The organism is Virgibacillus sp. LDC1 (genome assembly GCF_025792345.1).
GTDB lineage: Bacteria > Bacillota > Bacilli > Paenibacillales > Paenibacillaceae > Paenibacillus_AQ > Paenibacillus_AQ lautus.
The window spans coordinates 395,938-420,520 of sequence record NZ_JAOXLZ010000001.1 but is presented as its reverse complement, the minus strand read 5'-3'; the positions used below and the strand labels follow the sequence as shown (position 1 = coordinate 420,520).

The following is a 24,583-nucleotide window of genomic DNA, read 5'->3' as shown; positions in this document are numbered from 1 at the left end:
GTCGAACATTATGAATACGACCAAACCTCAGCCGAAGAGAGGGACGCCTGATTTTCAACTGCTGATCCTTACCTTGCTGTTAGTGGGATTCGGACTGATCATGGTGTTCAGTTCCAGCTCCAGCTTGGCCGTTTTCAATGAAAAATTCAATAACGACCCGCTGCATTTTACGAAGCGGCAAGCCGCGTTTGCCGTCCTAGGCACGTTGGTTATGTTTGTTGCCATGAACATCAACTATAAGAAGTACAAGAAGCTATTCATACCGGTGTTTTTTCTAACCCTGATGCTGCTGATTCTTGTGGTGATCATCGGTTCCGCAACCAACGGAGCCACAAGCTGGTTTAACCTGGGGAAATTCGGCATCCAGCCGACCGAACTGGCCAAAATAGCGACCATTGTCTATCTGGCAGCGCTGATCACCAAAAAAGGGGAACGAATCCGTCAATGGAAGGGCGGTTTCTTCCCCGTACTCATTATTGTAGGGATTGTAGCGGGCCTGATCATGCTTCAGCCGGACTTGGGGTCCTGCTTCATCCTCGTGGCTACCAGCGGGCTGCTGATCTATGCCGGCGGCGCCAGCCTCAAGCATATCCTCGGGTGTATCTCGCTTGTCGCGCTTGGCCTGGTGCTCACACTGGGGGTCGGATCACTCTTTAACTCCAGCGGAGATCAGGAGCAGGCATCCAAGAACTACAAGATGGGCCGGATCGAGGCTTTCATGGACCCGTTCCACGATGAGTCGGACACGGGCTACAATCTGGTCCAATCGCTGATTGCCATAGGCCAGGGCGGTGTCACTGGGGCCGGTTACGGGGAGAGCGTGCAGAAGCTGCATTACCTGCCGAATCCTTACAACGACTTTATCTTTTCGGTCATTGGCGAAGAATTCGGTTTTATCGGAACCGCGATATTCCTCTTGCTCTACTTATACTTTATCCTGCGAGGGATCATTGTGTCGCTTCGCTGCTCGGATCCGTTCGGAACCTTGACCGGCGTCGGCATCATGGGACTGATCGCCATCCAGGCCTTCATCAATATCGGCGGGGTTACCAATACCATTCCGATTACGGGCGTTACCCTCCCGTTCATCAGTTATGGCGGATCTTCGCTGCTGGTCATGATGCTGAGCATGGGCATCGTGCTTAGCATATCCCGGGACAGCAACCGTCCGATGAAAGAGGAGCAGGTTAAATCCGTAATTAAAAAAGACTACCGGGCAACCGTGTAGTCTTTTTTCTCGATTTTTTTCATCATCAGCGGGGAACGATCCCCCTATGGTTCGTCTTATTTGGTTCGAAGCTGAATATCGTCGATTTCATCGTCTTTAAACGCTACGCCTTCGACCTTCACGTTGACCTCAACCACACGAAGCCCTGTCATGCTTTCGACAGCTTCGCGGACATTCTGTTGAAGCATGCGGCACACTTCATGTATTGGTGTCTCATAGAGCACGATAATCCGCAGGTCGATCGCCGCTTCCAGCTGACCTACTTCTACGGTAACACCCTTTTGCACATTTTTGCCGCTCAGCCGCTTAGCCCAGCCCTCGGACAATCCACCGGACATTGCTGCAATACCTGGGGTTTCCAAGGCAGCCAATCCGGCAATTTTCGAGACGACATCATCCGATATTCGAATCAAACCGTTATCCAGTTGAAGTTGTTCCGTCATGCCATATCCTCCTTCACCTCATTATCCGTTATTGTAAATGGTAACGGACCTAAAAAGCAAATGCTCCCTTCACAAAAGAGGGATAATTTTTCGAAAAATTTGGGTATATTGTAGAAAGCGATACGAGAATCGTCGATTCCACTCGCGCGGACTCATCAGTACATAAACCATAAGGTAGGTGTCGGTTATGAAAAAATGGCTAAATCCCGCGCTTCTCATCTTCACTTTTTTGCTTAGCGCGCTGGGCCACTTTGCAAATTGGAACTTCACGCTCCAATTCATTCTGTCTTCCATCTCGGTTATTTTTGTCGCCGGTTTTCTCGGCAAAGCAACCGAAAGCGTTGCGCATTACGCCGGTCAACGGCTCGGGGGTTTCCTGAACGCCACCTTCGGTAACGCGGCGGAGCTGATCATTGCTATCCTGCTGATCAAGGAAGGCTTGTACGATATGGTCAAGGCAAGCATCACCGGCTCCATTATCGGCAACCTGCTGCTCGTCCTCGGGCTCAGCTTGTTTGCCGGGGGCCTCAAATTTAAAATCCAGAAATACAACGTGACGCTGGCAGGCCTGAACGGATCCCTGATGACGCTGGCCATTATCGCGCTCTTTATCCCTGCTGTCTTTCTCAATACCCACTCTATTACGGAGAGTGAGACCAAGACGCTCAGCCTCATTGTGGCGGGAATTCTGATCGTGGCCTACATCGCATGGCTTGGATTCTCGATGATCACCCACAAAAATTACTTGGCAGATGTCAGCGACGATCACGACCAGGATGCGCTGCCGCATGAGCACGGTCCCACCTGGTCCAAGAAACGCTCGATTCTATACCTTGTTGTCGCCACCGTGATGGTTGCGTTTGTCAGCGAATGGCTTGTCGGGGTGCTTGAGCCCATCAGTCACGAGTATGGCCTCAGCGAGCTGTTTATCGGGGCATTCCTGGTCGCGATTATCGGTAACGCCGCCGAGCACAGTGCAGCCATCATGCTTGCCATGAAGAACAAAATCGGCGCCGCCGTTGAAATTGCCGTCGGCAGCAGCCTGCAGATCGCCCTGTTTGTTGCTCCCGTGCTCGTGTTCATCAGCTTCTTCCTCGGAGATACGATGGATCTCGTGTTTACCACGCTGGAGCTGGTTGCTATCGGTGTCGCCGTATTCATTGCCAGATCCATCACGCAGGACGGTGCCTCCAACTGGTATGAAGGCCTGCTGCTGCTCGCCGTTTACGTCATACTGGGCGTCTCCTTCTTTCTCGTCTAAAGTAAGGAACGCTCAGCTCACACAGCTGTATACATGATGTAGGATCCACAAGTGAAAAAAACGCATGCCGCCTGAGTGCGACATGCGTTTCTCTATGTATGCGCCTGTACAAGTACAGGCTATTTGGATTGATTCATGGCTTCGTACAGGACCGCCAGATTGCGTTCAAGCTTGCTGATCAGCTGCTTTCCCGTACTTTCCGGAAGAAGCCCGGCCCGCACCGCGAAATCAACCTCTTTTGAAAAACCGTACATTTGGGTATCCAGCACTTCCTCATAGAGAGGGCAATAACGGGTCGCCAGATTCTCCATCTGTACTTCAATAAGCTTTAGGATTTTATCTGCATCTTCATGAAGAAGACTGATCGCTTTGAGATTCAGCTGTTCCTGTAAATCAGATGAAGTCATGATCTTCCCCCCTATGTCAAAAATCACAGCACAGTTACTATCTTTAATATTAGTCGAAATCGTTTCTCAATACAAGGACCTGAACAAAATAGACCCTTTCTCTACGAAAAAACACCCTTCCATTCTATGGAAGGGTGTTTTTGGCGACTGTTATTCAGCCACGACGGATACATTCAAACCATGCTTGGTGAATACGTCGATCATTGCTTTTTTAGCTGCATCAGCATCAGGTCCGTGTACATGCAGTTCGTAGCTTTGGCTGTTGACAAGCGTTGTGAACAGACCCAAGATGCTCTTAACATCAATGTACTTGTTCTCCGCCTGCAAAACGATGGAGGATGAGAACTGGCTAGCGGTTTGCGAAATTTCTACGATAGATTGATTGTTATTGGACATACGAATCCCTCCGTAACTTTAGGATCTGAATAAAGCTCATCACTGCACCTTCATGATACATTGAATCCGTTTTCTTATGCAACATTTTTTCCAATCTATTTAAGATTTTCCGGATTTAACGCTGCCAGCTCTGGAATAACAAATATACCATCCTTGCGAATCAGGCGATCGTCAAAGTAGATTTCCCCGCCGCCGTACTCCGGACGCTGGATCAAAACGAGATCCCAGTGAATCGAGGAGCGATTGCCGTTGTCTGTTACATCATATGCTTGACCTGGCGTAAAATGCAGGCTTCCGGCGATTTTCTCATCAAACAGAATATCTTTCATCGGTGTCAAAATGTACGGGTTGAAGCCGATGGCAAACTCGCCGATATATCTTGCACCTTCATCCGAATCCAAAATCTCGTTCAAACGTTTCGTGTCGCTGCCGGTTGCTTCAACAATTTTTCCGTTTTCAAAGCGGAATTTAATATTCTCGAAGGTTACGCCATTGTACAGGGTCGGTGTATTGTATGAGATCGTTCCGTTAACCGAATCACGAACAGGCGCTGTGTACACCTCGCCATCCGGAATGTTTTTCTGACCGGAGCATTTCTCCGCGCCGATGTTTTTGATCGAGAAGCTGAGATCCGTTCCCGGTCCCACAATGCGAACCTTGTCGGTATTTCTCATCAGCTCGGCCAAAGGATCCTGGGCGCGGTCCATTTTGGAGTAATCCAGATTACACACATCGAAGTAGAAATCCTCAAATGCCTCCGTGCTTGTGTTGGCAAGCTGCGCCATGCTGGCGTTCGGATAGCGGAGAACCACCCATTTCGTACGCTTGACACGCTCTTCGCTATGTACGGGGTGCGAGTAAAGGGCATTGTACAGCTTCATGTTTTCCTCAGGCACGTCAGCCATATCGTTGACGTTCTCGCCTGCGCGGATACCGATGTAACAATCCATTTTCTTCATGCGCTCAAGATCCAGCTCAGCCCACAGCTCAAGCTGCTCCTTATTTGCGTTCTTCAGCATTGCACGTTGAACCGTACGATCTGTCAATTGCACGAACGGGCGGCCACCTTGATTCGCAACCTCCTCAATGATGGCATTCAGCAGATCGCGCTCCGATCCAATCATTTCGATGAGCACATTTTCGCCTGGCTGCATATCTACCGAATAGTTCACGAGATTTTGAGCCAGTTTTTGAATTCTGGGATCACGCATATGTCATATCCTCCTTATGATGACTGTTCCCTACATGAATTGAACAGTGGTAAATTTATAAATTATTGTAGCATGCGAACAGCCCTAAGTCAGCGTTCATCGTTAAAAAAATTTTCATGGTTATTCCTTCAATAACCGGTAAACGTAACATCGGACAGCAGTGTTTCCGTGCGTGTTCTGCCTTGTTCGTCTACAAAAAACAATGTTCGTTCCATAGTCAGTTTGGTAGGAAGTTGCTTTTTTTTATTAATGGTTACATGAGAGACCGAAACGGTATCGGCCTTGCTCAACATGTTCTTCATTTCAGTATAGTCCCGCTCCCACACGGCCTTCAGTTGTTTACGAACCTTCGGATCTTCACTGTACAGCGGATCTCCTTTGCGTTCGATCCTCTCCGCCAGCGCCTTCATCTGCTCATCCAGCGATGCGTAGACCATATTGGCAGCCGCCTCCGGCGACAACTCAATGCGCAGCACCTTGGTTCCTCTTGCCGCCCCCAGTTCCTGGGTTACCGTCTTCTCCGACTTTCCGATATACTCCAGCAGTTCAAGCGGATTCAGGCGGGTCATCCACAATTCCTCGGCATGTCCCGAAGAGAGCGTGCTCCACTTGCCTTCCTTGCGCTTCAGCGCCACGGTAAGTCCATCCGATTTATATACCGAATCCGCAGATACCTTATCACTACGAATTGTTGTGCCCTTGTCCCTTGATGATAGTGTCAGATCCTTATGATGCTGCAAATTGCCTTCAAATGCCAAACTTTGCTGAAACGGTCCGTTTTCTCCGCTCCGAATCGCCGCTTCTCCCCGAAAAGAGAAATTATCAATGCCGGACAGCCCCGATAGGGCGCGGTTAAACGATTCTTCGGCAGACAATTGTTCCTGCCAGGCACATCCGGTTAAGCAAAAGACGAACAAAACCATTCCGATGACGCTCCGTGATCTTCCCATTCTCATAATCATCAGCCCCTCGTTGATCTTGTTCTTAGGCTATCCGCGGCTCATCACATTATGCAGATTACATAAAAAACCCTGCAGCCACTAAATAGCTGCAGGGTATTTAATCCAAACCGATTTCAGCCTCGGCTCGCTCCACGACAATCCGGTTGCGGCCGCCGTTCTTCGCTTCGTACAGGGCCATATCCGCTCGATAAAAGAGGGTCTCCACGCTGATCTTCTCATTGGTCCAATTCCATTCAGAAATTCCGCAGGACACCGTTACGCGCGGATCGGTCTCTTCCGATACCCTTATGCGAATCCGTTCGGCGACCTGCATCGCCTGCTGAATGCCGAGTCCCGGCAAATACACGGCAAGCTCCTCGCCGCCCCAACGGGCCGGAATATCGCTGTGACGAATCGTAGTCTTCACGATACTGCTGACCTGCTTCAAAATTTTGTCCCCCCGCTGGTGACCGAACGTATCATTGACCTGCTTGAATTCATCGATATCCACCACAATGAGAGAACCGCAAAAATCACGGTTCTGACATTCATGAATCATTTCATCAAGATAATGCCTCGCATACAGTTCAGTCAGCATATCCCGGTTTGCCATTCTTCTCACTTCCGCATGCAAAAAGGCATTGCCGATAGCCAGACCAATATGGCTTGTCAGGGCTTGAAGCAACCGATAGCTGTCATACGAAAAATAATGCCGCTTCGCATGGGTGAGAAGGACAACGCCCCGTACCTCACCGTTTACAGTAAGCGGAGTAGCAATCATCGAGCTGGAATGAGTGCTCTCCATCAGCCGGGATTCCGCCGGACGTTCTTCGTGATAGTCTGACAGGATGAGCGGCTCCTTGGAATGATAGACTAGGCCGCCTAAACCGTAATCCTTCTCAAAGACCTCTTTGGCAAGCCACTCGGCGTTACAGGATACCACTTCAAGACCGCCAAGCTCCTCGTTATAAATCAAAATGCAGCAGTAATCGGCCTCTAGAATCTTTAGCAGCTCATGGTTGGCAAATTGGAAAATCTCCGCCAAATGCAAGCTTTTGTTCAATCGCTGTGTCAGTTCATTAATCATACGGAGCTCATGAATCATCAGATTGGACTGCTCGTACAATTTGGCATTCTCAAACGCGGTGCCCGCAGCATCGGCCATCATCCCGAGGAGTTCCAGATCCATATCGGGCAGCTCAGACTTGTCCACTTCCACATGGAGCACGCCATAAACGCCCTGCTTGCCTCCCATGGGAATCCCGATTTCCACGATCGAATCGGGTTCCTCATGTTCATGAATCGTGAGGGTACCCTCCATAAATGTGCGGACATAAACCTCTTTCTGCCAATGATGGAGCAGCAGGGGACGCACCAGCGGATGTCCGCTCTCATGGTCCTGAGACATAAACAATTCGACTTTGGCCTTGGGATACAGCGCCAGAACACTGTCTATAGCCTCCACCAGCACACTGTCCACATTAATCTGGACATGCATCCGCTTTACATACTGAAACATGATGGAACGCCTGTGCACCTCACGCTCAGCTTGAGTGTGAACGTTCTCCAGATCATCAGCAAATACGTATTCCAGCTTCCGATAGAAGCAGGAACGAAACAATAACGCGTACGTTTCTGTCAGCATAAGTGACTGTTCCGGCTCCATCGCATGCGAGGAAACACTGACCATCACCGCAAATACATCACCATGAATGCGAGTGAAGAGCGGGACAGCGCACAGCACTTTTCCCTCAAACGAACCTTTCCCCATCCCTTGGGCGGCTTCTTTGGAGTTTAAAACAAGCGATAACGTCTCATCTTCTCTTGCATTAAGGTATTCCGTTATTTCGGACGCCCCTGTCAGCCAAGCTCCCTCATGAGAAAGAAGGGCCCAGCTGAATCTCTTCATCGCCTGTGTGCCTGTGCTTTCTCTTAGCCACTCCAGATAGCTGTCTGATATGAGAGGCTGAATATAAGGGAAATCATGAGGTGTAATATCCAAGCTCTGAAGCCAAAAACGAGGCTCGTTTCCGGGAATTGGCCCGGCATCATTAAACGTAACTGCATCGCCGGGAGAGCTTTCATACACTTTCCGTTGATCTTCTGACATATTGGGCGCTCCTTTGCACCATTATAAAAGGCCTATCCAAGACTGGCGTTCCGATTCATAATGTAAGGATCCTTTTGGCTGCCGCATGAATGGCGGTAACCCAGCTGTTCAACATGTTGGGAGGGTGATGATATACATCAAAAGATGTTACGATATGTAACTAGATAAATGAGACTACTTAATCCAATATCATCTTACTCTTTTCTACCCATTTTTGCATTAGAATTTATGCGTTTTTCACAATAATTTTAGGTCCATGGTCCTATCGACAAAATTAGACAAAAACCAAGTTATAGTAAGTTGCAGGTTGAACTTGACTTTATATCATTACTTCATATAATATTTATTGTTGAGTAAGAATGCAATGCATTCCATGAATTTGGGCGGGTTGTGTCACCCTCACGTTATTTGTTACTGACAGGACAGCGGCTGAACTTTCCTGGCAGATCTTCCGGCGATTACGGTTAGAGCAAACAAATACGGCGCAAATAGAGCCCTAATGAAACTTTAATTAAAAAGGAGTCTATATAACATGGCACGTTACACCGGTCCTAAATTTAAATTAAGCCGTCGTCTGGGAATCTCCCTGAGCGGTACAGGTAAAGAATTGGCTAAACGCCCTTTCCCTCCAGGTCAGCATGGTCCTAACCAACGGAGAAAAGTAAGCAACTATGGTATGCAGCTTCAAGAAAAGCAAAAGCTGCGTCATATGTACGGCTTGGGCGAGAAGCAATTTAAAACTCTGTTTAACAAAGCAACTGGCATGAAAGGTATCGCTGGTGAGAACTTTATGTTCCTGCTTGAGAGCCGTCTGGACAACCTGGTTTACCGTCTTGGCTTCAGCAACTCCCGTGCGGGTGCTCGTCAATTGGTAGCTCACGGTCACGTGACTGTGAACGGCAAGAAAGTCGATATCGCTTCTTACGCTGTAAGCACTGGCGATGTAATCGGTCTTCGTGAAAGAAGCCGCAGCCTCTCTTCCATCAAGGAAGCTTTGGCTAACCGCGTACATCTTCCAGCTTACCTCGAGTTTGATGAAGCAGCAATGGAAGGGAAATACATCCGTCTTCCAGAACGTTCCGAACTTTCCCAAGATATCGATGAGAAGCAAATCGTCGAATTCTACAACCGTTAAGATTAACTCGGAACCCAAAAAACCTGAAGGCCTCGGCCTTCAGGTTTTTTTTATGTGATTAGAGGTATAAACTTTAGTTTTTTTATCCTTTTCTCGCAAGAAAAATCACAGCTAAGTGCGGACTGTCTACTGAGAAAGACATCGACAGTCGTTTTATGAATCCTCTGCATTTTCAATAACCTCAAAAAAGCTTCAATCTGGCAAATTTACGCCTGCCCAGTTGAACCACATCCCCATCCCGAGGAACGATCTCACCGTAGATGTCGCTGCACTTCTCAGCATTCCATTTTACGGCCCCCTGCTGGATGCTCCGTCTGGCCTCACCATTGGAAGCGGCAAAACCGAGCAGTGTCAGCAGTTTGATAAGCGTAATCTTTCCATCTTCCAGTTCTCCGCCCGGTACAACGTAATCCTCGATGTTTTCAGGAAGTGCCTTCCGCTGGAAGACGGTCACAAAATGCTGCTGTGCAGCATCCGCAGCCTCCCTCCCATGATACATGCGAACGAGCGTGTGCGAGAGACTCATCTTGGCATCCCGGGGATGAACGCTTCCGTCCCGAAGCCCCTTCTCCAGTCTGGTTACCTCCTCGCCGGCCATATCCGTGGCCAAGCTGAAGTATTTGAGCGTGAGCTCATCCGGAACGGACATGGATTTACCGTAAATCTCATTCGGCTCTTCATCGATACCGATGTAATTGCCCAAGCTCTTACTCATCTTCTGTAAGCCGTCCAGCCCTTCGATAAGCGGCATCATGATCGCAACCTGAGGTTCTGAGCCATATTCCTTCTGCAGGGTGCGTCCCATCAGCAAGTTAAACTTCTGGTCCGTCCCCCCAAGCTCGACATCGGTCTTAAGCGCCACGGAATCCATACCCTGCATCAACGGGTAAAAAAACTCATGGATGCTGATCGGAAGTCCGCCCTGGTAACGTTTTGTAAAATCATCGCGCTCCAGCATCCGTGCCACCGTAACCTTTGCGGGATAAGCTGACCACTTCGGCAAAAGTCATCGGCGCAAGCCACTCGGAATTGTAGTACACCTTCGTTTTCTCAGGATCCAATACCTTGTATATTTGTTTTTTGTACGTTTCCGCATGCCGCCTCACATCCTCTTCCGACAATTGCTTACGCGTTTCGGATTTGCCTGTTGGATCTCCAATCCTGCCCGTAAAGTCCCCATATGCTTTCCGAAAAAGTCAATCTTCCTCAAAAAAGGACACGCTATATAGGGACACATGATTCAAAACCTTCGATTTATGCTATAATAGGTGCGTTAAAAGGAGGAGTATACATTCATGGTTGAGGAGAAAAAACAAGAGCCTGAAAAACAGAAGAAACCGCGTAAACGGTCCTTTCTGCGGGTGCTCGGATCCGTCATCGGATGGCTCTTTGTGGTAGGTCTGATGGGCGTTTTGTTCGCCGGCGGAGCCGTAGCTGGCTACGTGACCTCTATCGTTGAGAATGAGCCGGTAAGATCCAGGGCTCTCATCGAGAATACGGTGAACGACAATGCCATAACGGGCTTCGCCTACTTCGCGGATGGCTCACCGATCGGGCAGCTTAGAACCGAAGAAGACAGACGACCTGTGGAATTCAAGGATATTCCCCAGCTTGTTAAGGATGCCGTCGTATCCATAGAAGACAACCGTTTTTATACACATAAGGGTGTTGACATAAAAGGTACCGCTCGGGCCGTGAAGGAACGCGTTCTGAACGAGCCGGTTCAAACCGGCGGCAGCACGTTGACACAACAGCTGGCCAGGCTCACTTTTTTAAGTCGCGACAAAACCGATAACCGCAAGGTAAAAGAAATGCTGCTTGCCATGCGGATGGAACGCTTTTTGAGTAAAGACCAAATTTTAACTGCCTACCTGAACAAGGTTCCTTACGGCAACGGTTCCAGCGGATACCAACTGTTCGGGATCAAAGCTGCGGCAAGAGGTATATTTAACATCAACAATCTGAATGATCTGAATGTGGCCCAAGCTGCATATTTGGCAGGTCTTCCGCAGCTGCCGTCCTCCTACTCTGCTTTCAACGGCAAGGGGGAATTTGACGAGAAATCATTCAACCGGGCAATAAACCGCCAACACCGCGTGCTGGCAAGCATGCTGGAAGAAGGTAAAATAACGCAAGCCGAGTATGAAGAGGCCAAGGCATTCGATATCAAAAAATCGCTTGCTCCTCGCACGCAGAAGGCATATGTGACTTATCCTTATCTCATGATGGAAGTAGAACGCCAAGCATCGAATATCCTGATGCAACTGGGCGAGGAAGCCGAAGAGAACGCTAAAGGCACGCAAGCAAACTCCGATCTGATGGATGCTTCCCGAGCTCAGCTCAGCACCGGCGGTTACCGTGTTTACACCACCATCGACCGGACATTATACAAGACCATGCGCTCGATCGCAGAGGATAACAGCAACTACTTGCCTGACAGCGCCGAAAAAGGAATGGAGCAAACCGCCGCGATGATGATCGACAACAAAACCGGCGCCATTCTCGGTATGATTGAGGGCAGGGATTTTAACACAGAACAAATGAACTACGCGACACAAATGAAACGACAACCTGGATCTGCCATGAAACCTATTGCTGCGTATTTACCGGCACTCGATTCGGGAGCGATTCAGCCTGCCAGCGTGGTCGATGATTCACCGATCATCTTAAAGGACTACAGCAAAGTATTCCATATCCCTAAAAACTCGTACGCCGGGTACAGAGGATTGATGACCGCAAGACAGGCGCTGAACGATTCGACCAATACGGTGGCGCTCAAGCTGTTTAACAACACGGTCGGCATTGAGAAGGCCTGGGAGTTTTCCAAGAAGCTGGGCATCACGACCTTGGAGAAAGACGATTATAATGCTTCAACCGGTGTACTGGGGGGATTGCATTACGGCGTGACAGTGGAAGAGCTTACGAATGCATACAGTTCCATCGGCAATCAAGGCAAATTCACGGACGCTTTCATGATTGAGAAAATCGTGGATTCCAAAGGCAATATTGTCTATAAACACGAAGTGAAACCGGAGCAGGTGTTCTCCGAACAAACCGCGTATCTCATGACGGATATGCTGCGTACCGTCATCACGAACGGAACAGCCAGCAAGGTCAGGGACACGTACAAGAAATTCAATGAGGTTCCGGTCGTCGGTAAAACCGGCTCCACCCAGAACTACGGGGATGTCTGGTTCATGGGGTACTCGCCCGATGTTACGCTTGGCGTATGGGTCGGATATAAGGAGCAAAAAAATACGCTCGTTGGAGACCAGCGCAAGCACGCCCAGGCCATTTGGGCCAGAATCATGAACGAAGTGACGGACGTTAAGCCGGAGCTGTTTCCAACCAAAACGTTCGAGAAGCCTGAAGGCATAACGTCCAAGACGGTTTCCGCTTACAGCGGCAAGCTTCCGACTTCCTTAACGGACAAATTCGTAACGGATCTGTTCAACGCGAAGTTTGTGCCTACCGAAAGCGATGATGGTATCGCAAAAGCAAAATACCTCACCTATCGGGGTGTAAATTACATTCCACAGGAAGCAACGCCGTTGGATATGTTGAGAGAACAAATCGTAATCAAGCGTGAAAAGCCTATTGATGAGCTGATTGTGGAGCTCCAGAACGCCCTGAAGGTCATGAAAGGTGAAAAGAGATCGCTGGAATCTTATCTCCCGCAGGACGCGAAAAAAGGGATGCCGAGCAAGGTCGATCCTAGAACAGATGACGGCAAAGCCCCTACCCCACCGAAAAACGTACATTATTCGATGGGCAGCGGGTCCATCAGCTTTAATGCCAGCGGATCTCCTGATGTTGTCGGATACCGGCTCTTTAAGTCCGTTAACGGCAGCCCGTTTACACATCAAGGGCAAGTCGTGCTTGGCGACGAGAGCCTTGTCTTCTCGGGACTTGGAGCTGACGGAATGTTTACTTCCTATTACGTTGTCGCCGTTGACGTAGCCGGCAAAACATCTGAGCCAAGTGCAATTGTGGGCGGCACAGCACCTGGATTCGAAGTTCCAGGCGATAACGGCACGAATCCGGACGACATCGAAAATCCTGGTGACGGCGTCACTGAGGGAGATCCGAATATCGACCTGGAACTTGGGAATGAAGGTGCTGCTACCGTACCGTCTGCACCAGGTCAGCCGACCCTCGCAGCTACCCCTGAGGGCTTTCAAGCCACTTGGAGCGGTAATGCTCCAGAGGAAGAAGTGATGGTCTACAACATCTACATCAGTCCAAACAGTGACGGCAATTACCAGATTCTTGGCTCAAGTAAGAGCACGGAGTTCTACTACTCCTCTGGTAACCCGATCGGCGGTACCTTTAGAGTAACTGCCGTCAATCCAATCGGTGAATCTGCCGCTTCACCGGCCGTATATTTTGAGAAAAAATAGATGATTATATTAAAAAGCCAGCCCCTCTACAGAGATCATCTGTTAGAAGGGCTGGTTTTATTATTAGCTGAAGCAGATGCTTGCAGTTAGTCCATGTCGAAGTTTATACTCTTCGATATCTAAAGAAAAACGTTTATCGACGAAATTCCAAGAGGACAGACCACGCTAAGCTGTACTTTTTCTTGCGACAGAAAAGAAAAAAGACTGACTATGAAAATGGCGGTCACCATCTTCATAGTCAGCCCTGTCTTGATCATGGTTTTAATCTTCAATCGTGGACAGATCGCCTGTCGGAAGATCCAGTTCCCACGCTTTCAATACACGGCGCATGATCTTACCGGAGCGCGTCTTCGGAAGTTTATCCTTAAACTCAATTTCACGAGGCGCTGCATGAGCGGAAAGTCCTTCCTTCACAAAACGGTAAATTTCATCCTTGAGCTCCTGAGTAGGTGTATACCCCTCACGTAAGGAGATAAAGGCCTTAATGATCTCGCCACGGGTTACATCAGGCTTGCCGATCACTCCTGCTTCAGCGACAGCCGGATGCTCAACCAGCTTGCTCTCGACTTCGAACGGTCCGATTCGCTCACCGGACGAATTAATCACGTCGTCTATTCTACCCTGGAACCAGAAGTATCCTTCTTCATCCATATAGGCCGAATCACCTGAAATGTACCAGCCCGGAATTCGGAAGTATTCTTCATACTTCGCCTCGTTATTCCAGATCGCTCTCATCATGGACGGCCAAGGTGTCTTGATTGCCAAGTTGCCCATCGTATACGGAGGAACTTCTTTCCCTTGATCATCCAGGATAGCGGCTGTAATGCCTGGCAGCGGTCGTCCCATGGATCCTGGCTTGATTGCCATCCCCGGGTAGTTACAGATCAGCTGTCCGCCGGTCTCCGTCATCCACCATGTATCATGGATACGCTGGTTATAAGCCTTGTGTCCCCAACGCACTACCTCGGGGTTAAGCGGCTCGCCAACGGATAAAATATGCCGTACATGGCTCAAATCATATTGGTCGATAAGCTCGGAACCCGCACCCATCAGCATGCGGAATGCGGTCGGAGCGCTGTACCATACCGTTACCTTATTGTTTACCAAAGTGCTGTACCAATCCTGCGGGCTGAAACGGCCGCCGCGAATGACATTGGTGACACCGTTCAACCATGGTGCAAAAATGCCGTAGGACGTACCGGTTACCCAGCCCGGATCGGCTGTGCACCAATATATATCATCTTCCCTTAAATCCAATACAACCTTGCCCGTATAATAATGCTGAATCATGGCATTCTGTACGTGATACACGCCCTTCGGTTTCCCGGTAGAGCCTGATGTATAGTGCATGATCAATCCATCTTCCCGCTCAAGCCATTCAATGTCCAGCTCACTTGATGCAGCCTCTACTTCCTCGTGGTAGCTTACTAGCCGCGAGTCCTCTTCCTCAATATCGCCAACGACAAAAATATGCTTCAGTTCAGGCAGCTCATCCCGCTTCACGCGTGACAACAGTGCAGGCGTCGTAATCAGTGCAACAGCTCCACTGTCCTCCAGACGGTCCTTTACAGCCGTCTCCATAAACGCCTCGAACAATGGGCCGACCACGGCGCCAACCTTCAGAATGCCCAGCAAACCGGCATAGAGCTCAGGGCCGCGCGGCATAAAGATAAATACCCGATCACCTTTGCCAACGCCATATTTGCGGAGTACATTACCGAACTTGTCGGATTTCTCTTTCAGCTGCGCATAAGTAATAGATTCCTCACGATTGGCGTCACTGTACAGGAGAGCTACCTTATCTCCTCGCCCCTCTGCTACATGACGATCAATAGCTTCATACGCCATATTCACTTTGCCCGTCTCATACCAAGTAAAATGTCTTTCGATTTCGTCCCATGAAAACTCGGAGCGTGCCTGCTCGTAACTCTTCATATTGGAATGCGAAACTTCACTTGGCAATATTTCGCTATGCGTTTGATTCATGATAACATCCTCCTCATTCTCAAATCGGTCTCCTCATAGTGGACAGCGCTTACAAAATGATTGAATGAAACATACATTTTACACATTGCGGTGGGTCGTCACGTTGTCGCAGTCATCGAGTCATTAACCCCTAGAATTCGCAAGGAAACATATCGTTAAGTACGACACAAATGTGAAGATTTTATGTCGAAAAGATTATATCATAGCTCTTGTTTGCCTGTCATTGCTTTTCATTTTTTTATTTTTTTGCTATAAGTAGGGTATGGAATTGAAAGGAGCGTAACGGATGGAACACTGCAAGGTATACCAGTCTCATGTTCTGTTCCCTGAAGACCGCCGCCTGATCATCGAAGGACCTGTACCTCCCGAGCAACTATCCGAACTAACCATGCACCCTGATCTCAAGGCTTTTCGTCGTCCTGCGGAGCAGCATGAGGCATTGGTGGAAATTGCAGGCCTGCCCGAAGGCAGAATCATCATCACGAGAGACCAAGATATGATCGTTGGATATGTAACGTTTCATCACCCGGATGAGCAGGAACGCTGGTCTGAGGGCAATATGGAAGATTTGATTGAACTTGGTGCCATCGAGGTAGCGAAAGACTACCGTTCTCTGGGACTTGGGCAGCAGATGATCAAGACTGCATTTGAAGAAGAACAGATGGAGCGTTACATCGTGTTTACGACCGAGTACTACTGGCATTGGGATCTAAAAGGAAGCGGCCTTAACGTATGGGATTACCGCAAAATGATGGAACGGTTAATGAAAATCGTGGATATGGAGTGGTATGCAACCGATGATCCTGAAATCTGCTCCCATCCCGCCAACTGTCTCATGGTCAGAATCGGGCGGCACGTACCGCTTTCGTCACAAGAACAATTCGATCGTATCCGTTTCAGACAGCGGTTTATGTATTAAGTTGATATCAAATAAATAAAAAAAAATAAACTCCCCTGAGCTTGCTCAAGGGAGTTTGTTTGAATGCCGGCGCATACTGGAAATGCATACCTACCAAATCCACAAAGTTTTTACTAGAGTTTGCCCAGCATGTAGTTCACGATTTCGTGTGAACGCTTGGAGGCTTTCACTGTAAACTCAGGGAAGTTGACATGGGCAGAGCCGTCTGCCTTATCCGACATGGATCTGATCACCACATAAGGCACACTGTTCATATAACATACCTGGGCAACGGCAGAACCTTCCATTTCCGCGCAAGCTCCGTTCAGATCTTCGTAGAGCGTACGTACCGTTTCACGGCTGGCAATGAACTGGTCGCCGGACAGAACCTTCCCGATGACGTAATGATTCACCGCCTGCTCTTTGCACGCTTCCTGTGCCAGCTCGATCAACGACGGATCTGCGGGAAAATCGGACACTTCCTGATACGGAATTACCCCGCGCGCAAAACCAAGCGGAGTCACGTCCATATCGTGCTGCATGCAGGAGGAAGAGATGACGATATCGCCAATGTTCAGCTCCGGATGCAGCGCACCCGCTACGCCGGTAAACAATATTTTGGAAACGCCATAGGTGTCAATCAAGATTTGCGTGGTAACCGCGGCATTCACCTTACCCACCCCGCTCTTGCATACAACGACTCTCTTGCCATGAATCGTTCCTGAAGCATATGTAACCCCTGCACGGACTGCTGTTTCTTTATTCTCCAGTTGACTGAGCAGCAATTCCACTTCTTCGTCCATAGCCCCGATTAGGCCGATAACCTGTGTTGTCATACCGATATCCCTCCTGAATTCAAGACCACATAAAAAACCCACCAGAAAAAAGCCCCTTAAACCCAGGAGCTTTCTTCAAGTCAATAGATGTCTAAACAACTTTCATTCACACTTCTTACTCGTTCACATGACTAACCGAGAGGCGAAGAATCGTTTCATGCGGCAGAATCACGCGAGGATTCTCCACATTCTCCTTCTTCATCAGCTTGGTAAGCAAACGCATCGCTACGGCTCCAAGATCATACATCGGTTGAGCCACCGTTGTCAGCTGTGGACGAACCATCGAAGCCATCCGGATATTGTCTACGCTGATGATTGAGAAATCATCCGGCACTTTGTAGCCTTCATCCTGAATGCTATGAATAGCGCCAATCGCCATCTCATCGGTAGCAGCAAATATAGCCGTTGGTTTCTTTTTGAGGCCCAGGAAGTACTTCATCGCTTCCACACCGGACTCATAGCGGTAGTTACCGATCCGCACCAAATCCTCTTGATACTCGATCCCTGCAGCTTCCAGTGCTTTTTTGTAGCCTTGGAAACGCGCATAACCGTTCGCCGGATCCTGCAGCGTGCCGCTGATCATAGCGATCTCGCGGTGTCCGTGCCGGATCAGTGTGTTTACCGCATCAAACGCAGCCTGTTCATGATCAATGTCGACCGAAGGATAAGAGCCTCTCTCGTCGCTTGTCGCACAAAGAACAATCGGCACAGCCGATGTTTGGAACGCCTGGATATGCTCGTCCGTCACCGTTCCACCCATAAACAACAACCCGTCCACTTGCTTCTCAAGCAAGGTGTTGATAACGCGGATTTCTTTTTCCTTACGTTTGTCGGCATTACACAAAATTATATTATAGTGATACATGTTAGCAATATCCTCAATACCACGGGCAATCTCCGCAAAGATCGAGTTCGAAATGTCAGGGATCACAACGCCGACGGTTGTGGTCTTCTTGCTGGCCAGTCCTCTGGCTACCGCATTCGGACGATACCCTAAACGTTCAATCGCTTCGTATACTTTTTTCCGGGTCTGAGGCTTAACGTTCGGGTTATTGTTTACAACCCGTGATACCGTCGCCATGGAAACGCCTGCTTCGCGCGCAACATCGTAAATGGTTACCGTCAAATTCCTTCTCTCCATTGCCAATAGATTTTCATTCGTTCAATACCAATTGAATTTATGATACGACAAATTACTGCTTTGTGCAACGACACGGCATTAGATGCCGTCCAATTGAGCTTTCAGCGCTTCAGCCGTAATATGGGAATGGGATGTATGCCAGACTGGCGCTCCTTCTTTTACAAGAATAACTTGTGGCGATTCGTGCTGTATGCTTAGAGTTTCCGCAGCCTGACCCGACACCGGACGGTCGGCAATGACATCAATCCATACATAGTCGATCCGCTCGTTCGGCTGGTCCTCCAGGTAAGCTTGCACTTCCCTATAAGCTCCGGCACTAATTGGGCATCTGGTACTATGTTTGAACAACAGCAAGGGCCTCTGATCCGAAGATTCAAGCGTGTTGCGTAACTCTTCTATAGTAGTCATTTTCGTCAACGTCGCCATAGGATATACATTCCCTTCATTGTATTGAAGTTCCTATCCTCTATCCTAACAAAAAGTGCGTGAAAAATCCAACAACCGCGAAAATTTTCTGAAAATCATCTTGCATAATTGCCCGAATTTTCAGGAATGAGAGATTTTATGGTACTTAATTGTTCAAGACGCCCCTCAATTTGTCTCATCCAATCACCGTCGCCCATGCTCTGGGCATAACGAAATAGATCCAACAGCATATTGATTCGCTCGTCAAAGACTTCCATGCAGCGTGCCTGCCATTCTACCGACGAATCATCATCGTATGTACGGAACACTTCTCGAAGTACGTATGCAGACTCATTAACATCTGCGAACGAAACGTGTATTCGACCGGTCTCATTGCTAATCGATGCGAGATAGCCAAGTAAATCCGGTTTAATAAGAGGCAGAAGCTCATACTTCTTGCAAGCCTGACAGGCATAAACAGGAACATCACATATTCGAGTCTTTCTTTCATGAATCAGCTTTCTTAATTCCAACTTCATCCATTGTCCGCAGTTGCAGGTTTTGAACAAAATGCCCACCCCAAATCCTATCACGTAATCTAATACCAACAGCCCTATGTCACAAATCTGTCACCTGAACTAGTTCTATTCGACTATCATACCAAAGAATCCTGCAAATTTGTGATAATGCTTTATTTACCAGATATGTTTCCAAATGTTTGTCCTTTGGTCGCTCCTATGAAACTGCCCTCCATATTTGTTACAATGAGTACAGTCTTAAGAGACGTATTCGGTCGTTTTACGGATATATCAAGAAATCTGAAGAGAAAGGGGCTATATCGATCATGAGATTGGCTGGAAAAAAAGTGATAGCGCTTGTAGACGAAGAGTTCGAGGATCTGGAACTATGGTATCCCGTTTACCGAGTCCGTGAGGAAGGGGCCGAAGTCCATCTTGCCGGATTGGAAAAAGGAAAAACTTACACGGGCAAATATGGCGTTCCCGCTCAAGCCGAGTATTCGTTTGAAGAGCTGAACAGCAAGGATTATGATGGAATTCTCGTTCCGGGAGGCTGGGCGCCGGACAAGCTGCGCCGTTATGATAAGGTGCTGCAGCTGGTTAAAGAAATGAATGCGGACAAAAAGCCGATCGGGCAGATTTGCCACGCCGGATGGGTGCTCATCTCGGCCAAAATCCTGGACGGCATCACGGTAACTTCCACACCGGGAATCCGGGACGATATGGAAAACGCCGGTGCAATCTGGAAGGATGAAGCGGTCGTCACCGACGGTCATATTATTTCCGCCCGCCGTCCACCGGATCTGCCGCCGTACGGCAAAGCCTTTTGCGATGCATTGGCACAGCAAAGCTAGTAGCTCCCCCTGCACCACGAAAAACAGCCGCTTATTTCACCAAGAAGAGCTCTGGTGAGATAGGCAGCTGTTTTTTTGTGAATATAGCTTGTCCACTCAAAAAAGAAACATGAAAAATTGGAATGTGATCCCGTTTCTTGAAGCTTTTTAAGAGGCCGTGCTGTCCGTACCGTTAGTTCCGTTCAGATAACTGCTCCGTTCGGCAAAGGCGCTTAGACGCTCTTCGACAGCGGAGCTGGTACGCAATTTGAAGCATGCCGCTGCCTCCCCCTTCGCTTCTGCCGCATTGGTATTCAAGATGCGATGCTTCACGCGAAGCAGGGATTGCGGAGACATGCTTAGATCCTTAACGCCAAGCTCCAGCCATATCGGAATCGCCCGCTCGTCCCCTGCCATTTCTCCACACACGCTGACCGGTATGCCTGCCTCATGCGCAGCCTCCACCGTCGTCCGAAGCATGCGCAAGACCGCAGGATGAAACGGATGGTACATATGCGCGATCTGCTCGTTCATCCGATCCACCGCCAGCACATACTGAACCAGATCATTCGTCCCGATGCTGAAGAAATCGGCTTCCTCTGCCAACAAATCCGAGATGGTGACTGCTGCCGGCACCTCAATCATGATGCCGACCTTAATGTTCGGATCGTATGCAATGCCGCGTTGGTCCAAATCGGCCATCGCACACCGCAGCACGGCATTAGCCTGTTTGACTTCATCTACCGAGGATATCATCGGATACATGATTTTGACGTTACCAAAAGCGCTGGCCCTCAGAATAGCGGACAGCTGGGTCTGGAACGGCTCTGTTCGATCCAGACTGATACGGATGGCGCGATATCCCAGGAAGGGGTTCTCTTCTTCCGGCAGCCCGAAATAATCCAGCTGCTTATCGCCGCCAATGTCCAGCGTACGGATCACGACCGAGGCCTGACCTGCGTTCTCGGCAACCAGTTTATACACTTCAAACTGCTCTTCTTCCGAAGGAAAGTTGTGGCGGTCCATGTATAAGAATTCCGTCCGGAACAATCCGACTCCCTGCGCGCCGTTCTTCAGCGCAATCTCCATTTCTTTCACGGAGTTCATATTCGCTGCCAGATTAAAATAGGTTCCATCCTTCGTAACCGCATCAACCGTTGCCAGGAGCTGCAGCTGCTCTTTCTTTTTCCTTTGTTGCTCGCGGATCCCTTCATAACGATCCACGATCAGCGTGTCGGGCTCCAAATACAGCAAGCCTTCATCTCCATCCACAACTAAATGCTGTCCGGTCTGGATCGGATGATCCAGCTTGTTCTCAATCCCGGATACAAGCGGTATGCCGAGAGCGCGGGCCATAATCGCCGAATGAGAGGTCTTGCCACCCGTCATCGTCACTATGCCAAGAACATGGGAAGGGTTAAGGTGCACAAGCTGAGACGGAGAAAGTTCCTTCGCAACCAAAATATAAGGCTGCGTGTCAGCCGGTAGCTTGACTTCCGGAGCACCGAGAAGATGTTTGAGCAGCCGATTGCCAACATCCTTAATATCCAGCGCCCGCTCCTTCATATACTCGTCGTCCAGCAAATCGAACATGGATACGAAGTGATCGATCGCCTCTTTAACCGCCACCTCGGCAGCCTTGTACTGGCGCTCGATGATCCCTTGAATTTCGTTCATGAACACGGGATCCTCCAGTATGGCCAGATGCGCATCAAAGATCTGCGACTCCTCGTGCCCCACCATTTCCTTGAATTCGTTCTTGATATATTCAATTTCATTCTTGGAGGTTCGTATGCCTTCATATAAGCGCTCGAACTCTTTGGCTAAATCGACAGCATCCATTTCGGAATCCGGAAGGTCCAGCTCCCAATGCGGCAGTACGAAAGCCTTACCGATCGCTACGCCTGTTGCTGCGCCAATGCCTTGTATCATGATTCTCTACCCCCAGCATTACTCTCATTTAATACGACGGACATGACAGATGACTGTCCTCTCTTAACGGACTTGAATGGAGCAAAGCTCCAAGATCTTACTTTATCGGGATTGGTGATCACCATAGGTGTGGCCAATGAAGCGGCATGTGTCTTTAAATACGCCAAATCGAACTTGACCAGCAGTTGCCCCGGCTCAACGGTATCCCCTTCGCTTACCACAGCTGTAAACGGTCCTTTCAGTTGAGAGGTATCGATTCCGATATGGATCAACACCTCGAGCCCATCCGGCGTTGAAATGCCAATGGCATGCATCGTCGGATAGACATGCATCACGGTTCCGTATACCGGAGACACAAGTTCCCCTTTTTCCGGAATGAACGCAACGCCGTTGCCGACAAGCTTGGCGGCAAAAATATCATCCGGCACTTCGTCAATCGGAAGCATGCGTCCCTGTACGGGCGCGCTAAACAGAACGCGCGGCAAATCTTGCTGCATCAGCTTATTTATCTCTTCGCGGATGAGCTCAGAATACGTCCCGAATACCACCTGGACGTTACCGCCGCCCAGCTTGATGATGCCGGCTGAACCGAGCAATTTCAGTGCGTCCGAATCAATCTGGCGGTCATTGTATACGGTCAATCGAAGACGCGTCATGCAGGATTGGACCTGAACGATGTTGTCTTTCCCCCCAAGCGCCTCCAGAATAAGCGGTGCCTGATAGGGAATGTCTCCTGCCCGGCCTTCCAGCGCCGAACCTTCTTCACGCCCCGGTGTCGGGATTTCGAAGGTGCGAATGGCCCAGCGGAACAGAAAATAGTAAACGATGCCGTATACCGCCCCGATCGGTATGATGATCCAGGCGTTCTGCGACAAATGAAAATTGAGTACATAATCAATAAATCCGGCTGAGTACGAAAACCCGTGATGGATATCAAACGCATAGGTAAGCACCATCGCGAACCCGGCCATCAGGGCGTGGAGCACATACAGATAAGGAGACGCAAATAAGAACGCGAATTCAATCTGCTCCGATACCCCGGTCAAAAAACAGACAAGCGCAGACCGCATGAATGTTTTTTTCACCTTCGGCTTCAAATCTTCTCGTGCCTCTTGAATAATCGCAAATGCAATCGCCGGCAGGGCAAACATCATAATCGGGAATAACCCCGCCATGAAGTCGCCTGCTGTTGGATCACCCGCGAAGAATCGGGGGAGATCTCCCTGAACGACGGTACCGTCTTCCGTCTCGTACGAGCCCAGCTGAAACCAATACACGTTATTCAACAAGTGATGCAGGCCGAAGGCCGTCAGTACCCTGTACAAAATGCCGTAGAGAAATAATCCGAACGCCCCCATATGTACGGTCAGATCATAAAAAGCATCTAATCCGCGCTGTACAATGGGAGCCATCCCCAGCATGATCCATGCAAATATTGTGGAGAACAGTCCCATGAACAAAAGTACAAATCGGGAGCCCCCAAAAAACTGTATAGCTTCAGGAAGCTTAATATGTTTGAACCGGTTATAAACGTAACCGGACATTACCCCAAAAATAATACCAATCAAGGTCGAGGGCTGTACACTCCCGTCTCCCAGACGGGATATAACCTGATCATAGATGAACATGCCAGCCAAAGCGGCAAGCCCTGCGGGTCCTCCCTGGTTCGAGAGCCCCCATGCGACACCGATGGCAAATAAATACGGCATATAATAAAACACGCCGTGCCCCGCTGCCTGGGCAATCTCGCCCAAGGTTCCGAAGCCCCACGCCGACCATGGCAGACTTCCCACGCTAAGCAGGAGAGCTGCCGCCGGAAGCGCCATTGTAGGGAGCATAACTGCTCTGCCCAGCTGTTGTAATGATCCCAACCAATTCAAGGCGAGCCCTCCTTTCTATCCTTGATGGTAAGCGCTGCGCCTGTTTTTGTCAAAAAGAAATCAGGGCAAATACCACATAGAAAAGCAAGCCTCGCAAGCAGTACGACGGCAGGCACGGATCGTGTCCAGTCTGCCACGGCTGCTTCAACATAAGGCTTGCTCCTAATTCCAATGCACTAATTAAATGTTAACGTCCGCCCAAAGCGATGGAATCCTCCACCTTAATGCAGCGGTCCATGATGGCAATCATGCCGCTCTTCTCCGCGATAGCCGCCGCCTCTTCGCTAATAATTCCCTGCTGCAGCCACAGCACCTTGGCGCCAATCTCGGCAGCTTCCCGCGCCACGTCGGCACAATATTCACTGCGTCTGAACACATTGACGATATGGATCGGCTCCGGAATGTCCTTCAGGGACGGATAACTCTTCTCCCCAAGGATTTCTGTTGCTCCAGGGTTAACCGGGATAATCCGGTATCCGCGTTTTTGCATCGCAGCAGAAACCATATGAGATGTACGGTCCGGCCTGTCGGACAGACCGACAACAGCGATATTGCCTGCGTTTCGCAAAATATCCGCGATTTCTTCGCGCGTAGGATTTTCAAATGCCATGCTTCAAGACCA

Annotated in this window: 20 protein-coding genes and 1 pseudogene; 6 read left to right on the top strand and 15 right to left on the bottom strand. The window is 49.3% G+C overall.

From position 1 onward, the window contains the following. Nucleotides 1-10: 10 nt before the first annotated feature. Nucleotides 11-1,228, top strand: coding sequence for a putative lipid II flippase FtsW (gene ftsW / locus OHJ21_RS01940; RefSeq protein WP_100536086.1), 1,218 nt, complete (start codon nt 11-13; stop codon nt 1,226-1,228). A gap of 56 nt (nt 1,229-1,284) precedes the next feature. Here ftsW and OHJ21_RS01935 read toward each other — a convergent pair whose 3' ends face one another. After that, nucleotides 1,285-1,671, bottom strand: coding sequence for an Asp23/Gls24 family envelope stress response protein (locus tag OHJ21_RS01935; protein ID WP_100536085.1), 387 nt, complete (start codon nt 1,669-1,671; stop codon nt 1,285-1,287). Between the two features lie 187 nt (nt 1,672-1,858). Between OHJ21_RS01935 and cax the strand changes: the two genes are divergently transcribed. Next, a complete protein-coding gene (gene cax, locus OHJ21_RS01930) occupies nt 1,859-2,932 on the top strand; it encodes a calcium/proton exchanger (protein ID WP_100536084.1) in 1,074 nt (357 codons plus the stop codon). Nucleotides 2,933-3,051: 119 nt separating this feature from the next. On the opposite strand, the gene OHJ21_RS01925 is transcribed toward cax, so the two are convergent. The 5 genes from OHJ21_RS01925 to OHJ21_RS01905 all read right to left on the bottom strand — a co-directional run bounded on the left by OHJ21_RS01925 (nt 3,052) and on the right by OHJ21_RS01905 (nt 7,997). Beyond that, a complete protein-coding gene (locus tag OHJ21_RS01925; RefSeq protein WP_009589686.1) occupies nt 3,052-3,339 on the bottom strand; it encodes an Fpa/YlaN family protein in 288 nt (95 codons plus the stop codon). A gap of 150 nt (nt 3,340-3,489) precedes the next feature. Next, nucleotides 3,490-3,735, bottom strand: coding sequence for an HPr family phosphocarrier protein (locus OHJ21_RS01920; protein WP_071223684.1), 246 nt, complete (start codon nt 3,733-3,735; stop codon nt 3,490-3,492). 95 nt (nt 3,736-3,830) lie between these two features. Further along, nucleotides 3,831-4,946 (bottom strand): aminopeptidase, encoded by a 1,116-nt coding sequence (locus OHJ21_RS01915; protein ID WP_100536083.1) that lies wholly within the window; start codon nt 4,944-4,946, stop codon nt 3,831-3,833. Between the two features lie 128 nt (nt 4,947-5,074). Then, nucleotides 5,075-5,902, bottom strand: a complete 828-nt coding sequence (locus tag OHJ21_RS01910; RefSeq protein WP_243390613.1) for a hypothetical protein — start codon at nt 5,900-5,902, stop codon at nt 5,075-5,077. Nucleotides 5,903-6,005: 103 nt separating this feature from the next. Next, nucleotides 6,006-7,997 carry a sensor domain-containing diguanylate cyclase gene (locus tag OHJ21_RS01905; RefSeq protein ID WP_100536081.1) on the bottom strand — a complete coding sequence of 664 codons (1,992 nt, stop codon included), beginning with the start codon at nt 7,995-7,997 and terminating at the stop codon, nt 6,006-6,008. Nucleotides 7,998-8,529: 532 nt separating this feature from the next. Between OHJ21_RS01905 and rpsD the strand changes: the two genes are divergently transcribed. After that, complete coding sequence (rpsD, locus tag OHJ21_RS01900) at nt 8,530-9,132, top strand: 30S ribosomal protein S4 (RefSeq protein ID WP_100536080.1); 603 nt, start codon at nt 8,530-8,532, stop codon at nt 9,130-9,132. Nucleotides 9,133-9,313: 181 nt separating this feature from the next. Here the strand turns inward: rpsD and tyrS are convergent. Then, nucleotides 9,314-10,310 (bottom strand): annotated as a pseudogene (gene tyrS / locus OHJ21_RS01895) (tyrosine--tRNA ligase); the annotation flags it as partial. Between the two features lie 117 nt (nt 10,311-10,427). On the opposite strand from tyrS, the gene OHJ21_RS01890 reads away from it, so the two are divergent. After that, on the top strand, nt 10,428-13,532 hold the full coding sequence (locus tag OHJ21_RS01890; RefSeq protein WP_394057078.1) for a transglycosylase domain-containing protein: 3,105 nt from the start codon (nt 10,428-10,430) through the stop codon (nt 13,530-13,532). Nucleotides 13,533-13,793: 261 nt separating this feature from the next. Here OHJ21_RS01890 and acsA read toward each other — a convergent pair whose 3' ends face one another. Then, nucleotides 13,794-15,518 carry an acetate--CoA ligase gene (gene acsA / locus OHJ21_RS01885; RefSeq protein ID WP_394057079.1) on the bottom strand — a complete coding sequence of 575 codons (1,725 nt, stop codon included), beginning with the start codon at nt 15,516-15,518 and terminating at the stop codon, nt 13,794-13,796. Nucleotides 15,519-15,804: 286 nt separating this feature from the next. On the opposite strand from acsA, the gene OHJ21_RS01880 reads away from it, so the two are divergent. Further along, nucleotides 15,805-16,437 (top strand): GNAT family N-acetyltransferase, encoded by a 633-nt coding sequence (locus OHJ21_RS01880; RefSeq protein WP_071223676.1) that lies wholly within the window; start codon nt 15,805-15,807, stop codon nt 16,435-16,437. 113 nt (nt 16,438-16,550) lie between these two features. Here the strand turns inward: OHJ21_RS01880 and OHJ21_RS01875 are convergent, their stop codons facing one another. From OHJ21_RS01875 to OHJ21_RS01860, 4 genes are all read right to left on the bottom strand, one after another. Beyond that, the gene (locus OHJ21_RS01875) at nt 16,551-17,252 is read right to left on the bottom strand and encodes a 5'-methylthioadenosine/adenosylhomocysteine nucleosidase (protein WP_100536076.1); all 702 of its coding nucleotides are present in this window, start codon (nt 17,250-17,252) and stop codon (nt 16,551-16,553) included. 115 nt (nt 17,253-17,367) lie between these two features. Then, entirely contained in the window at nt 17,368-18,378 is a 1,011-nt protein-coding gene (ccpA, locus tag OHJ21_RS01870; RefSeq protein ID WP_015734310.1) for a catabolite control protein A, read from the bottom strand. Between the two features lie 93 nt (nt 18,379-18,471). Next, nucleotides 18,472-18,819: a bacillithiol system redox-active protein YtxJ gene (ytxJ, locus tag OHJ21_RS01865; RefSeq protein ID WP_100536075.1), complete on the bottom strand. Its 348-nt coding sequence runs from the start codon at nt 18,817-18,819 to the stop codon at nt 18,472-18,474. 95 nt (nt 18,820-18,914) lie between these two features. Next, the gene (locus OHJ21_RS01860) at nt 18,915-19,337 is read right to left on the bottom strand and encodes a hypothetical protein (protein ID WP_243390612.1); all 423 of its coding nucleotides are present in this window, start codon (nt 19,335-19,337) and stop codon (nt 18,915-18,917) included. 305 nt (nt 19,338-19,642) lie between these two features. Here OHJ21_RS01860 and OHJ21_RS01855 point away from each other — a divergent pair, with 305 nt between their 5' ends. Further along, nucleotides 19,643-20,170, top strand: a complete 528-nt coding sequence (locus tag OHJ21_RS01855; RefSeq protein ID WP_207797441.1) for a type 1 glutamine amidotransferase domain-containing protein — start codon at nt 19,643-19,645, stop codon at nt 20,168-20,170. A 147-nt stretch (nt 20,171-20,317) separates the two neighbouring features. Here OHJ21_RS01855 and ptsP read toward each other — a convergent pair whose 3' ends face one another. The 3 genes from ptsP to OHJ21_RS01840 all read right to left on the bottom strand — a co-directional run bounded on the left by ptsP (nt 20,318) and on the right by OHJ21_RS01840 (nt 24,571). Then, on the bottom strand, nt 20,318-22,081 hold the full coding sequence (gene ptsP, locus OHJ21_RS01850; protein ID WP_486019235.1) for a phosphoenolpyruvate--protein phosphotransferase: 1,764 nt from the start codon (nt 22,079-22,081) through the stop codon (nt 20,318-20,320). Further along, nucleotides 22,078-23,961 carry a glucose PTS transporter subunit IIA gene (locus tag OHJ21_RS01845; protein WP_100536073.1) on the bottom strand — a complete coding sequence of 628 codons (1,884 nt, stop codon included), beginning with the start codon at nt 23,959-23,961 and terminating at the stop codon, nt 22,078-22,080. The genes ptsP and OHJ21_RS01845 overlap by 4 nt, the downstream gene beginning before the upstream one ends. A 187-nt stretch (nt 23,962-24,148) precedes the next feature. Then, a complete protein-coding gene (locus OHJ21_RS01840) occupies nt 24,149-24,571 on the bottom strand; it encodes a CoA-binding protein (RefSeq protein ID WP_100536072.1) in 423 nt (140 codons plus the stop codon). Nucleotides 24,572-24,583: the final 12 nt, after the last annotated feature.